The organism is Mastigocladopsis repens PCC 10914 (genome assembly GCF_000315565.1).
GTDB lineage: Bacteria > Cyanobacteriota > Cyanobacteriia > Cyanobacteriales > Nostocaceae > Mastigocladopsis > Mastigocladopsis repens.
Map to the genome: position 1 here is coordinate 1146257 of NZ_JH992901.1, position 14247 is coordinate 1160503.

The 14247-nt window shown below is 41.1% G+C and carries 11 protein-coding genes and 1 pseudogene; 3 read left to right on the plus strand and 9 right to left on the minus strand.

Going from position 1 to position 14247, the window contains the following annotated elements; genetic code table 11:
• Positions 1-297: 297 nt before the first annotated feature.
• The 3 genes from MAS10914_RS0107360 to MAS10914_RS0107370 all read left to right on the plus strand — a co-directional run bounded on the left by MAS10914_RS0107360 (position 298) and on the right by MAS10914_RS0107370 (position 3256).
• A complete protein-coding gene (locus tag MAS10914_RS0107360) occupies positions 298-1071 on the plus strand; it encodes a hypothetical protein (RefSeq protein WP_017315271.1) in 774 nt (257 codons plus the stop codon).
• Between the two features lie 403 nt (positions 1072-1474).
• The gene (locus MAS10914_RS0107365; protein WP_017315272.1) at positions 1475-2827 is read left to right on the plus strand and encodes a S8 family serine peptidase; all 1353 of its coding nucleotides are present in this window, start codon (positions 1475-1477) and stop codon (positions 2825-2827) included.
• Between the two features lie 21 nt (positions 2828-2848).
• Positions 2849-3256: a hypothetical protein gene (locus MAS10914_RS0107370; RefSeq protein ID WP_017315273.1), complete on the plus strand. Its 408-nt coding sequence runs from the start codon at positions 2849-2851 to the stop codon at positions 3254-3256.
• 71 nt (positions 3257-3327) lie between these two features.
• Here MAS10914_RS0107370 and MAS10914_RS0107375 read toward each other — a convergent pair whose 3' ends face one another.
• The 9 genes and pseudogenes from MAS10914_RS0107375 to MAS10914_RS0107420 all read right to left on the minus strand — a co-directional run bounded on the left by MAS10914_RS0107375 (position 3328) and on the right by MAS10914_RS0107420 (position 14195).
• Positions 3328-4488: an NAD(P)/FAD-dependent oxidoreductase gene (locus MAS10914_RS0107375; protein WP_017315274.1), complete on the minus strand. Its 1161-nt coding sequence runs from the start codon at positions 4486-4488 to the stop codon at positions 3328-3330.
• Positions 4489-4581: 93 nt separating this feature from the next.
• Complete coding sequence (locus MAS10914_RS31490) at positions 4582-5406, minus strand: hypothetical protein (RefSeq protein ID WP_156818107.1); 825 nt, start codon at positions 5404-5406, stop codon at positions 4582-4584.
• A gap of 326 nt (positions 5407-5732) precedes the next feature.
• Entirely contained in the window at positions 5733-6659 is a 927-nt protein-coding gene (locus MAS10914_RS0107385) for a hypothetical protein (RefSeq protein ID WP_017315276.1), read from the minus strand.
• Between the two features lie 1232 nt (positions 6660-7891).
• Positions 7892-8361 (minus strand): annotated as a pseudogene (locus tag MAS10914_RS31495) (HetP family heterocyst commitment protein).
• Positions 8362-8592: 231 nt separating this feature from the next.
• Positions 8593-9339, minus strand: coding sequence for a hypothetical protein (locus tag MAS10914_RS0107400; RefSeq protein WP_017315279.1), 747 nt, complete (start codon positions 9337-9339; stop codon positions 8593-8595).
• A gap of 1414 nt (positions 9340-10753) precedes the next feature.
• Entirely contained in the window at positions 10754-10975 is a 222-nt protein-coding gene (locus MAS10914_RS0107405; RefSeq protein WP_017315280.1) for a hypothetical protein, read from the minus strand.
• 280 nt (positions 10976-11255) lie between these two features.
• Complete coding sequence (locus MAS10914_RS0107410; RefSeq protein ID WP_017315281.1) at positions 11256-13715, minus strand: GH116 family glycosyl hydrolase; 2460 nt, start codon at positions 13713-13715, stop codon at positions 11256-11258.
• Positions 13716-13780: 65 nt separating this feature from the next.
• Positions 13781-13969 (minus strand): hypothetical protein, encoded by a 189-nt coding sequence (locus tag MAS10914_RS0107415; protein ID WP_232224126.1) that lies wholly within the window; start codon positions 13967-13969, stop codon positions 13781-13783.
• A gap of 19 nt (positions 13970-13988) precedes the next feature.
• A complete protein-coding gene (locus MAS10914_RS0107420; protein ID WP_232224127.1) occupies positions 13989-14195 on the minus strand; it encodes a hypothetical protein in 207 nt (68 codons plus the stop codon).
• Positions 14196-14247 lie beyond the last annotated feature (52 nt).

Genomic DNA, 14247 nt, shown 5'->3' on the forward strand with positions numbered 1-14247 from the left:
CTAACCTAAGAGTGATCATTGCTGCTGACTGAGGAATGAGCTGTAAAATTGTCAGTCAAGCAGACCATTCAGTTTGTTTTTTGTTTGAAGAATAGACTGCACTTGGTTGTTTACAGGACACAATAATTTAACAAGCCTGTCAAAATAAGGTTATCAGTGCATTTATAGTCATTGTTTATAGAATTTTATCTATAGATAAAATATTTATTACATAAAATTTACAATCTACTTTAAAATTTTTGCTGACATTCAACAAGTTAATCATCTTGCTTTCCAATGTCCACTGTGAAATACTCTATGACACTTCCATCATCTGAAATTTCTTATTTAGATAAAAATATAAATTTACCTGAAAAAGTTTTTCAACGTTTTCAGCAGACAAAAGATTTTGTGAACCACAGCGTTAACTCTCTAACTGACTCAGCGCAACAAACTGGGGAGTCTTTGAAGGAAACAGCAACTCACGCAACCAGTCGGGCTGTTGATACAGTTACAACAACCCTTGGGCAAGCTAAAGCTTCTTTAGAACAAACATTGTACTCTGCTGAACAGGTAAAAAGTACAACATCGGAGGCGGTTCAAACAGCTATTTCTTCTTCTATGAGTGATTGGTTTGAGCAATACCCTACACTTTTGCGGCTCGTCCAAATTCTAGGTTGGGCTGTTAACCACCCAATCATTAGTTTAGTGATTCTGCTTTTCGCTCTTGCTGTAGTTTGGAGCCTTATCAAGGCAATTGGACGTTTAATAGAGTCAGCTAGTTTGTCGCTTTTGCGAGTTCCTTTCAAATTACTTCAAGCTTTTGTCAAAGTCAGCTTTTCATGGTTTAGCAGAGTTGCCAGCTTGACGACTAAACAGCTGACAAATTCTAGCACAACTGATAATATGCCAACTTTACTGCCTGCTATATCTCAACAAATTCACAAGGACAAGCAGCAAAGATTGATAGAAATTTCTACTCGATTAGAGGAAATTCAAAAAGAACAGAATCAGCTTTTACAAGAAGCAGCAGAGATTTTAGCTCCAGAAAAAATTGCTATGGAAGTAAAATTTAAGCATTATGTGGAGTAAACGGTAAACTGAGATGGCACTCAGCTACTTTGTTTAGTACATCCGCACTCAAATAACATAAAGTATATTTTTACACTTAATATTTAGTTTAACTAAATCAACTAACACATTTTTGAGCATAATCTCAAAGAGTACACGAAAAATTCATAATATTTAAATTTTTGCTATTTTTAAAAGCAGGTAGGAGATAACTGGACGAAATTTTCGTCCACCTCCATAGTGGCTTAATTGGCACGGAAATTGCTCAACCAGCAGACAGCTTGGACACCTTCCCCTGCCGGGATACCTGAGCAGGGGAGATTTGTCTGAAAAAATAAATACAGAGGTAGAGGAAAAATTACGCAATTACACTATAGTCAAAAGCCAAGCAGACGAAACTAAATTGAGAAAGAGGTAGATCGCAATGAATCCAGAAAACAAAATATCACCCGCTTTCGAGCCGTTTCTTGCCGAGATGGGGCAGGATGACAAGCGAGATGCAATTGTGATCTACGAAGCACCGCCCATTGAAGGTTTGCCGCCACGGGGTCGTCTACGCGAACTGAAAAAGAGGATGTTTCAGGTTCAACAGCAGGCGGCTATCCGAGTAGCCGCAGAGATTTTTGATGAATATCACGAAGCTAGCCAGGATCTTGGGTACGAAGATGAACCTTTAGAGTTTTCTACGATTGGTGCTGGCGCATTGCCAGTGGCGACAGTTGAAGTGACTCCCAAGACCTTAGAAGCTTTGGTGGAACAACCCAATGTGGTTGCTATTTTACCTAATCAAAAAATTCATCTAATCCAACCCCGGAGAATAGAGTATTCTGAGCTATTCACCGAGGAAAACAAAGACAACGTGACTTGGGGATTGAAACAGCTTGAAATTCCTAAATTGTGGGAGACAACCACGGGCGAGAATATCAATGTGGCGGTGCTAGATACAGGCGTGTATGCGGCTCATCCAGCACTCAAAAAACGAGTCAAAGAGTTTGTGGTTATTGATTCCCTTGGTAGGCGGATTAATGCCTCTCCAGCTTTTGACTACGGACAGCACGGTACTCATGTTTGTGGCACCATCGCTGGAGGTCAGACCTCAAAAGGTCTGTCTATTGGCGTTGCGCCGCAAGCTAATCTGCTAGTTGCTGGTGTGCTAATGGGAGATACAACTTTGCGAACCTTGTTGGAAGGTATTTCTTGGGCGATCGAAAGAGGAGCAGATATTATCAATATGTCCCTTGGTTTAAGTTACTACGAACCATTGTTTGCCGAGGTACTTGACATACTTGTGAGGCAGTATGGTATTTTACCTGTAGTAGCGATCGGCAATGAAAACCACGGTAATACTAGCTCACCTGGCAATGCTTATAATGCCTTCAGTGTGGGTGCAATAGAAAAACTGCCAGACAACAAGGTTGATGTCGCATTCTTTAGTAGCGGGGCGAGCCTCGTGTTCCCTGGAGATGAGCTAAATGGTTTGGTTACAAAGCCAGACGTTGTTGCTCCAGGTGCTCAGGTTTACTCATGCATACCGCCGACGAAAACACCTCACGGAACCTACGAATACAACTATATGGATGGCACTTCTATGGCAACTCCCCATGTTGCAGGCGTCGCAGCTTTATTAATGGCAGATCAGCCAACAGCATCTGTAGCGGATATCATTAATGCACTCAAGGAAACGGCAAAACACCCTGGGGGAAGCGGTCGTCGCCCTGATAATCGTTGGGGATGGGGTTTACTCCAACCCTTTGAAGCTTTAAAGGCTCTTAGTTAAGGGCAACCAGGGAAGTGCATCATGTTTCATAACACAATTAGGAAAAACAAGATAAGTTCTGAGTTTGCGTGTCGGCTCAGTCATCTAGCACCTCAACAGAAAATCAGTGTCATTGTATTTTTAAAGCTAGAAAACCTTGATCAATCGATTTGCTCGCGGCAGTCGCGTGCTGAACGCAAAGCAGCCATGGAAGGGATACGCAACTCAGCCAAGCAAGCTCTAGGTTACATACACAAAATTATACAGGATTTTGGAGGCATACAGTTAGCAGAGAGTCCTGACGCATTAGGCTCGATTCCTGTTGAAATCTCTGCTGCTGGTGTTGAAGCTCTTGCTGAATCCGACGTGGTCAAAGCCGTGGTGGAGGAACAAGAGATTGTCCCAGCAAATGATGCCAACAGATTCTATATTCACAGTCGCGAGTGTTAAACAGAGCAACTCCTGTTTAGTTTTGTATCTGTAGCAACGGACTTAATTATTAGTTTTTATAATAGACGCTATCAGAAACTTTGAAAGCGAGCCGGAGAAAATTTGGGAATCATTTCGTCTTTGTTTCCAAAGACAGAGGCAGCAAAGCGTTGAGCCAAGGGTGGCACAATCACAAGGGGATTGCTGAAACCAGAGAAAACATGAACGCCTTCGCGCTCTGGGATAAGACCAATCAAGGGAAGTGCATCATGACTGAATGACACCAAACAATGATGCCAAGTTCCTGGTAGATTACCTAATTTAGGCAAAATTTTTCTGATGCTTGCTCTTAATGAAGCTTCGCTTTGCTTTGAGTCAATTTTGGCATAAGGGTCTGTGAGAGCGCGGCTCACTTGACCAAAGCGAAAACTACCATCTCGAAATTGAACTGCGCCTGCATCTAAGATAGATGGTACTAGCTCAAGACCTGGTTGTTCCCACAATTGATCATCATTTTTAGTGGAATCTGCTTCTAATTGGAACCGTCTGAGATTCGCTGGCATAACTAAGGTACGCAGTTGCACATCCACAGGTGGAGTTTCAATCATTTCTGCGTGAGTGAAATACAGCTTGGTAAAAATGCCAGATGATTTAAGTAGCTGTCGGCTCAGTCCACCAGCGCATATTACCGTGTTAGCGCTGTAGTATACCTCTTTTGTTGTCTTAACTCCTCTATGTAGTATTTGTAAGACCTGGGTAATCTCCATTTCCCCGCCAGCACGCACAAAGGCTTCTATGTATGCTTGGGTCGTTTTTTCTGGGTGGATATGACCATGTTTGACAGTTAAAGCACCAGCAATTGCCTCCTGATTCAACAGTGGTTCTAATTCACAGGCTTCCTTAATATTAAGTAATTTGGGAGGGATAGCAAAACGAGTATAGGACGTCGCTACAGCTTTTGGATCAGCATCAGTGGAAATGGTCAACAATAAGTCTAGCTCCCGAAACTCAGTATCGGTGTCCAACTCTTGCGACAGGATGCGATGACGTGCTATCCCCTCATCGTACAGTTGGCAAGTGAGTGGAGTCGTACCAGACCAAAAGGCTAAACCACCATAACTATAACGAGTTGCGTTCTGTGGCGTTGCATCTTGCTCTAATAAAAGCACTTTACAGCCACCTTTCGCCAGTTCGTAGGCGAGTGTAGCACCCGTAATACCAGCACCAACAACAATCCAGTCGTAGGTTTTCATTAAAATATCTTGCTTATAGGAGGCTCAAAAGATATTTTCCCTCTTTAGTGCTATTCCAGCCAATGTGATTTTGAGATTGTCATGCTACCGCAATTATTTGCCAACTGTGACCTTCATGACCTTTCTATCGCAACAGCGACCTGAGGTAGTACCTTGACGTCTACCTTGGGTAGCGACGCCCAGTGACCCAGGCATTGAGCGTAAAGTTAAGCTAGGTGAAGGTTCAGGTGCGGCGACTCTCGCTTGACCTCTTCTCAAGGCTACTAAAGTGACATTTGCTTGATTATTAAAAGAGCGTTTCACAGAACCACGAACAAAAGTGCTAGCAAATTTTTGACTTCCTTCAAAATGAGAATCGTTGAATTCAGTGCTTATGGTCACATTTTCGCTTTTCTCGCTTGTCACAAAATTATCATTACCCGAACTGTTTAAATCTGCAGATAGAGAAAAGAAGACTAAAGGGCTTTTTTGAATGCTATCTGGGTCAGATAATAAATTGGCAAGAAAGTCTGAAAGAGTTTCTTTCGGTATATCAGAAGTATCGTATAAAGAGAAGGAAACCTCTCTAATCGCGCTAGCATTGCCTACTTGTTGAGAAGCATCTATTGATGTTTCTAAATCTAGGGCAGATGTAAAATTAAAAGAAAAAATTTTACCTGCATCTATAAAGAAATTACCAACAATAGTTGCATGAGTTTGTGCGAATCCAAAATGATTTTTAGTTTCACCGAAAGCTGAACTAGTCGCAAAAGTCAATACTTCTGTATCATCAGTTTCTACGACTGCATTATTGTAAACAGTCGCCGTACCACCATCTGCAAAAGCTGAGGTATCAGCCTGATTGTCACTGTCAATAGTGGAAAAGCTTTCACCCAAGTTTGTTAAGAATAAATCTCCATAAGAAAGGGCAAAAGTCACAGTCTGACTAGGTGACGCGGAGGGCGCAGAAGTAGCTGTGCTTGGAGTAGCCATTAGAAAAAACCTCTTTGCAATTTATAGATAGAGCTGGATGCAATTTTGATCTATAGTTTGTCTGTTACTCAGTCTAGCTAATTTAACTGAGTAGTAAAGCATAATCAAAATCTACACACTGCGCTATTTTATTTCCGCACAGGCTGATTTTGCTGTGATTTACATGAAATTTTTCCTAGCCCCCTACACTAGAAGGGTTGTGGTGAACAGATTTGTAATCAGGATAAAACAAATTAGTATGAGTCTGGAGTTCTGAGTACATCTTCTTTGACTTAATCCTGAACAGTTAACTTGATGACCTTTACTCTCAAGGAGTGAGCCGAAATATTTGCTCTCAATCTACCTTTGTTAACTAGAGCAAGTAATGCCAAAAATAACAGTAAAGCTAGGCTAGTTGAAGGTTCAGGGGCTGTCACTCTAGCTTCACTTCTCCTTGTTGCAATTAATGTGATATTTGCTGAGTTATCAAAATAGCGTTGGAAAGAACCTGCAAAAGAAGCTGTAACTAATTCTTGATTACCTCCAGAACTAACAAACGTGAAATTATCGGTTAAGGTAATATCTTGGCTATTTTGACTGGTAATAGAATCATCACCAAGAGTGTTTACATTCCCATCAAGAGAAAAGAAGGAAAAAGCGCTTGTGTTAATGCTGCTTGGGTTATCTAACAAATTATCTAGGAAGTCTGGTAGAGCTTGTTCAGATATGTTTGAAGTATCGAACAAATAGAAAGAAATTTCTCCATTAGCTTGGGCATTCTCTGCTGGAGATGTATCTATTTCTGTACCCAAGTCTAGAAAAGAAGAAAAGTTAAAAGAAAAAGTTTGACCAGCGCCTATATCAAAATTCCCGACAATTTCCGATTCGCTTTTTACGAGTCCTATGTAATTTCTACCGTCACCACTCACTGAACTGACAACATCAGTAAATGCGTTTGCTGGAGAATCTGACGTTTCTACTACAGGATTATTTTGGAAATCTACAAAATCGTCGTTATCCAAAGTAATAGCTTTAGTCTCACCATTATTGTCACTATTAAATTCTGTGGAAATACTGCCACTAAAATTTGTAAAACTTAATTCCCCATCAGAAAAAGCAAAAGTAGCAGCTTGACTCGGTGAGGTGAAGAGCACAGAACTAGCTACCAACGGAGTAAACAGGAGTGAAAACCGTTTAGTAAATCCCAGATATTGCTTCATAAAAGCCTCTTAATATTTTGTTTGATTCTCTACCTACCTAGCTCACTTAAGTACTTAGTTAGGTAACTAAGAAATTATACATATAGAACTGCTGCAATTCCGCAATTTCCCAACGGTTTTTACTAAAGTTACATAAAATCTCTCATTTTTTCTACAAAATAATTTTTAGCCGCAGTTATATTAACAACTGAACAAAAAGGCTTTAATACTACAGCCATAGCTGGTATCAAGTGTTTGATGATACCATTTTTATGGAATAAAACTAGAGCAATATAGCTAGATATTTTGGAAAGTTTATGCAATTTTATGAGAATTTTTACTAAAAAAATATAAAAGCCAAAATACCTGGCGATTGGAAATGGCGCGCCAGTTGCTAACTCCTAAGGAGACGCTACGCGTAAGTCCAGAGGACATAGGGCTTACAAGTCGGCACCGATGCCAGTTGCTTCAACGGGGGAGACCCTCCGTGCCTCCTGCGGAGGAGCTTTGCTAACGCGCAGCGTGTCCGTAAGGACTCAGGGTTTAGTTTGCAAAGGAGGGAAACCTCCTTATTCAAATTGCCATCTTGATATTATTAAAAATAAAAACTGGAAGCCTATCAATTTTTTGAGCTTCCAGTCATTTGTGCATAAATTGCAAGTTTACTAAGCAGCGATAATCCTAGTTGGGAGGACTAGGATGACAATCATTAACAGAGAAGCGAAAGCGCTATAAGTTTTACCAGCCAAGACAACAGTTTAGCGTTGCTTTTTCATTTTTCCCACTGAAAGTTCTGTCAGGATTACTACAACCTCTAGAGGATAGGTAGCAGCCGTCGAAGTTTGGATTGGGGGAAGATACCGCTCCAATTTCTCTTTGCTCAGACTTTTTGAGAAAAAGAACCACCACCAGCAACGTTAGATCTGTCAGTCTATATGTATGAGTTATTTACTCCAGTGGTTACTGACCGCTTCAGCAATCAGCCCAATATGTTTTACGCTCAACAATAACTCTTTATAATCATTTATTATCTCCTTTAGAATGAACTTTAAGCATCAATCAATTTTCTGATGTTATTTATAATTTATACAAAATCCTTTGTATAAGATTGCCATTTTGGCATAAAAAAATCTTTAATTATTTCATTTTTTTATCTAAAAAACTGCCATGCTCTAGAGGTTAAATCAGCATGGCAGACACTAAGCAACTCAATCAACTGTCTTTTTCCAGTATCGATTGACTCCCAGTATTTATTAATTGAATTCACAGAATCTTAAGGAAAAATATTGATTGTTTCTGGAGCGATTTCAGAATTGGTGGATTCATATTCGTGAACTTGTGTTGTTAACCATTGCTCCAAATTACCGCCACGAATTTCTGTTTTTTTCTTGCCAACTACCTCAAGATAAGCTATGTCTTTAATTTTGCTCAAGCAGCTTGTTGGTGTAACACGACTTTCAGACCTGTTGTCGGAGGGTAGTTTAGCAATTTTGATATTTTCGTTTTGGTGTTTATTTGACCTGCCAACTTGGGAATTCTCTTTGAGTAGCCGGTTGTAAGTGCGGTAGGGAATGTAATGTAGAGGATTGTAGCCTGCGAAACGCAGCAAGAGAACACAAGCCCAGGAATACTTACCTGCCAAAATCGCCTCAACGACTTGGTCAAATTGTTCAGGATGAAGTTTTTTATCTAAGTTGCTACTGCCAGAAATGCTTTGGTTCATAGTGTTTATGTTGTGGTAAAAGTGAATGAGTCTGTCAGTTTCTTTGGTTGTTTGTAGCTCAATTGAAGGTTGATCAATTGCTTTCGCCTGTGTGCATATCCTTAAGGAAAATATCAGCGATATGGCGGTGGAGAATTATTTTGCAGTGGCTGTTTGACCTGCTTTTAATTTGATGATTTTTATCTTATTTGTGAGATTGTCACTAGCCAATGCAACTTTCACTCGATGCATCTAACCCAATTTCTGAAGGGGTTTAGCAGTTGGAAAAATAGATACGGTCTTTGAACTGGTACTGAAACCTCTCGTTAGATATGCTTCGAGTTTGCTGAATGCTCCTATACCAGCTTGGTTCTCGTGTGCTCTAATTTCCACAGCAGTTAGAGCAAGCATTCGAGTCCGAGCCATCAAATCTTTGATGCGGTTGAACTGCATTTGGTCGGCTGCTGGATGTTGCTTTTGCACTTCCACTTCTGAACTCAAGATTTCCCTGTCTAATTCTGCGACGACCTGACGCGGTTTCAACTTTTGAGCATCTTCAATCGCAGTATTAATGACTTTGCCGAAATGTTGTAGCTGATGTTTCTGCGGCTCGCCTGATGCTACAAATTTTCCTCGAACGTGACTGACCTGTTCAATCTTTCCTGTCCACGCCCAAACAACTACAGCCGTCAAAAAAGCCATGCTCCTCAGTGTGACTAGATGAGCAAAGGTTAAAGGTAGTTGTTCGCGCAACACTTGTAAGAATGTAAACCCATAGCCTGTATTTTTAGAGGCTATTTGAGAGTTTGTAATTCTGACGATATGCGTATCTGTAGATGCTTCTGGTAGAGCCTCTTTTGTTGAAGCTACATTACCTGCGTAGATGAAGACCTTTTGAGAAACCAAATCACAGTAGGGATACAAGTTATGAAAATGAATCCCTGAATTCTCTGTTTGGCTTGAGGTTTCGATTGCATTTGACCTGATGATACTGTTCATGAGCTGTCCTGATGATCCCAAACCTGACTTTTTATTCAAGTCTTTTTGCTGCTAAGTCGGAATTATGTTAACTCAGAAATCAAATTCAGCAGCTAGTTTGTAAAAAAGCAACGTATACAGACGGACACTATACAAGTGAGGGTGATGAACCTTGGAAGTTGTCTTTGAATACCGTTCAGTTGCTGGTGACTTATCGACTGTAACTTTTGCTTTGCATTGGCACAGGCTTAAATTTACTTTCTCCATGTCTTATGTCTGATATGAAAAAGTCTTTGTCTGGCTTTCAGTAGATGCATTTTTATCTTCTTCAAATTTCACTCACTCCTAATTCCAGGATTTTTTATGATAAAATTATCTTCCTGCTTTATACCAGAAAATTAGGAGTTTTTAAGTAAAATTGCACACTATTTAGGGTTGTCTAGAAAAAAAACTTCCCTATTCCTTAATACCAATATTCGTATTTATACTATTTTTTCTTGTAAATGTCATCTGCTAATTTAGCATTTTATCAATGAATTTTACTGAATGTGTTTCTATATTTACTTAAGTATTATCTCGTTTACGTTTTGTCCCTTACTTGTTAAATATTGGGGGGTGATACCCCTCATTCAGCTTTGATTTAGAACTTTTCTCTTCCCTAGACTTAGGATAATTTTTACCGTTACTAAATGTCCTAACACTTTTAAAATATATCAGCATGAGTAGCATTTAGACAATCTTTACTAGAGTCAAATTCTGATAATCCTTTTTACAATTTCCGGAAAATGTCTTGTTTTCGTTATGTGAGTTAATATCCACGTAAAGTCAGGGTTTTGCTTTAATATGTGATTGCCAATTTACAATCAATTTGTTATCTATGTTGCACAATAATCATTAATTAAAAACTGGCTAAATGTTGTTTAGCTACAATTTTGTGGTATAATTTTATAGCTTTTACAAGTAGCGGTTCTTGGATAGAACAAAACACTTGCTAAGGGTTTTTAACAAAGGAAAAGTAGCAGGTTGCGACTACTGTGCATATTTATTTACTTTGAAAATAGAAAAAACACAAGTTGCACAGAATGTTCGTAACTAGATTTAGAAAATATTTGCGTGGATTTTAAAATCTAACTGACACAGTTCAGCAGTACACAGTTTTAAGTACTTAGTTAGGATGTAGAGAAGTCGTATAGGAAGGAAAATGACTCAGCGCTCATTGCCTAGTGCCAGAAGTCAGGAGTCAGGGGAGAAAAAGATTTACATAATCAGGGTTTTAACCCATTTTTAACTGTCTAGTTATTTCTGTGGTTCTGTACTAGGAACGATAGGAACCAATAGAAGAACTCTGGCAGCAGTGGCTACCACAGCGCTGCCTCCTTCTTGCCATACCACGCCCAACTGACTTCGCAATGATTAGGGCGAAACATGAGCAATATCATGTCCATCCATCAAATTCCTTATTTGGATTGTAGGTATTGAAATCGTCACCTAGCTGAAACTCACAAACAACCCAAATTTGACTAAACTCTGATACTAAACTCGTATCCTCTACAAATAGCCTCAAAAAGTTGATACTAGCTGGGCTTGCTAGGGGAGGTTGCTGTTTACTTATATAGTTTTGCTCTCCCTGAACTCTTAACGACGAAAAGGAGTTCATCGTTTATCAGTTCTTTTCTTTGCATTACTAGTTGTTTGTGTGTCTAAAACTCCCAGTATTTAGCTTTTTAAACAAAAACCCTTGAGCTGAGTCCCCAGAACTCAGTGCTATTCGACATATTCTATAAGTCCCAATTATTACTTCTATGATTAGTGGCTCAAGTCCGGAAAAGAGGTGAAAGAAATATCATATGACAGGTAAAAACGACTTGAGATATTAAGAGCAGAATCGGAATTTTAAAAAGGGGATAGAGAACAGGAAAGAGGGAAAAATATGTAACCTATTGCTGATTAATGACTAGATAAATTGCCCAAATTGCCATAGCCCGCAGATAAGTACTGGCGCGGAAAGTACCCACAGGGGTGATAGCTTCCGGTGTGCGGAATTGTAGCCCATTGTCATAAACTTGCTGCACCACAGCGTATGCAGTCCTAAAAGCTTCATCCTTCATTCCCATCTGCACAAGAATTGCAGCTAACCCAAAATTTATCCCCGTCCAAACTTCCAAAGGATGAGTCGCGTTAGGGTTTTCTGATGAACCATCAGGACGAACACCATTAGCCGCACCGAACTTGCCATTGTGAAACTTGAGGAAGCAAGCATCGTAAACAGTTTTCAAGGCAGAAAGGGCGCACTCAACTGGTACAATATCTGACAACCCCAACAGACGAGCATAAAATTGCCCACATAACTGGTCTGCCATCAGCACATCAGAACCACTCGCACTATCCAAGCGATAGTATTGCCCATTCCAAAGTTTTTCTTGATAAACAGGGCGAGACTGTGCAAGCCAAGCTTCATAGATAGACTTTTGCTGCACCAACTCCTCTGTATTCTCCGCGTCCCTGCGGTTGGTTAAAACATCACAAATAGCGATCGCCCCCTCCAACGCCGCCAACCACAACCCACCACAATATGCACTCACTCCCAGCAAGCGCCAGTCATCAAAAGTTTGGTCAGGCGCACCAGAATTTTCAGGTATACCATCCCCATCTTTGTCAAACGTCTTGAGATAGTTTAAAGTTTGTACAACAGCATTCCAACAGTCTGCAAGGAATTCCACATCGTCAGCACCCGTTAGCAGAAAGTCTCGGTATACTTGCAACACAAAATCACAACCTAAATCTTTCCAAAGGTTGCAATCTTGATAACTTGTATAATTCGTTTTTTCCCAGACGTGTTCGTTGGGTGCGCCTAAGTCGTGAGGAGTTGCACCTGCTATTTTACGGACTGCGATTGGACTGTCTGCCCCGATGGTGTAATAGTAGCCAATAACACGGGGAGTGTCATCATGAGTGGGAATTGCCCGTGCAAAGGCACGAATCACCGCCTTCTCTAGTTCAGGAAACAGCATCAACAACCCAAAAGAACCGTAAAGCCGCACATCCAAACTTTCATACCAGCGGTAATCTAAGCACTCTAGCACGGCGAACTGACCGATGGGGTCGCGCTCCGTTGCCGCAGTCCAGAGAGTCCCACCACTAGTGAGGTTATATAGTTCATTAAACAGAGCCATTTTGAACCAATCAGGCAACTCTTGGCGATCAAGAATCGGCTGTTGCCAAGTTTGTATCTGCTGTTGCCAAGTTTGATATTCTGCTAAACCAGCGGATGCTATTGTCCAAGCATTCTGACCACTCCGACCAAAAAAGTCAGTGTATCTGCGGAAATAGGTAACTTCGGCTGCAAATTCTGTTACAGGCAAATCCCAAGCAAGGGCGAAGGGAATTTCTAGAGTTTCGCCCCCTTGGAGAGTGAAATGTACAGCAAGAGCCACCCCTATTTGTTCACCCTCTGCGGCTGGAGTATTATCTACATCATTAGGCAAAGAGCCGTTTTGGGCAAAACTTTGCCATACTTGTTCACCCGTCCCAATTGGGTTCCAACGGGTATGGTAGTATACTTTAACGCTAGGATGTTTCCGAGTGGCAATGCACCACTGTCCCTCGCCCTCTTGAACAGGTTCATTGATACTCACCCGCTCCAACAACAGTCCAATACTTTCGCTATTTTCAACGAGCTGATTAGAGTTATCTAGACTTTCGCCCAAACGTGGCTGATACTCATAAACCGGACTCCCGTCATCCCGTACCCGAACCTCAGGAGATTTCAGGGCATTAGTAAACCAGCCCACCATATTTTGCCAGGTGAACATGATGCTGAGACTAATAGGTGCATTCGTAGGGTTGTGTGCAGTCCATAAAAACACCGCTACTGGATAGCTTGTTTCTTGATAATTTCCTACCCAAATAGGAGAGAACTGCTCACAGGTTAACTCTGCTTGAAATACTCCTTCATAAACAAACCAGCTACGAGGGTACAGTGCGTGATAAGTTCCCGTCGTTTTGGGGAGTGGGGAGTGGGGAGATGAGGTCGTCTTTTCTTCCCCTACGCCTCGACTCGCTGGATACCACTGCCATGTTTTGAGGCTTCCATCTTCAGGAGGTTCAGTACATAAAGCGTAAGCTTGCGAGGATGAGCCAGATGATTCAAACACACTGAATTGACAGGCGGGGATGTTTTTGAAAACATGTTCACCGCCATCAATGTGCCACAAATTAAAGTCTCCTCGCGAGGAACGACCGATACAACCTGCACCAAAGCCGCCTAAAGGCATCCCGTGCCAAGGACCATCATCAATATTGCTGGCATAGCGGACTGTGTAGGGTTTGTCCCAGCCTAAACCGATGGGACGACTCCAAGTGCAAAAGGGAATGACGGAAGGTGGCAGTTTTGTCATCGTTTGATTATACAGCGTTCAGTGCATCTATTGCTACATCCGTAAGTGATGCCCAAAGTTCTAAGTTAATCTTCCATTTCGACAATCACTCGTAAATCAGCGTCTGGTATGTGCCGCTGTAACACCGCAAGATGACCATCGGCATCGCTGCGACTACGGAATCTGCTAATCACAATTCGCTGAGTGGGTGAAAACCAGCGGACAACAGCCCACGGAGCAAGAGCAGTACGGTATGTTTTAGTTTGTCGCTTCAACAAGAGAACCTCCCTTTTATTACGTCCACAGACCACCAATTGAGACTGTTGCAATCAACAGAATTGATGTCTGTTTCTTTTTTCGGCGTTGCTGAATTGAAGTATGAATTCGGATGTCCAGACGTAGCACTGCTACGTCTCTACAAGGATTTTGGATAATACCAAAATCATTTTCATACATGGAATCAGCAACGCCCTTTTTTCGATGGATCAATATTGCCGTCATAGTCATCAGTAGATGCTTATGACGTGACCAGATCAATCTCTGCATTTTACGG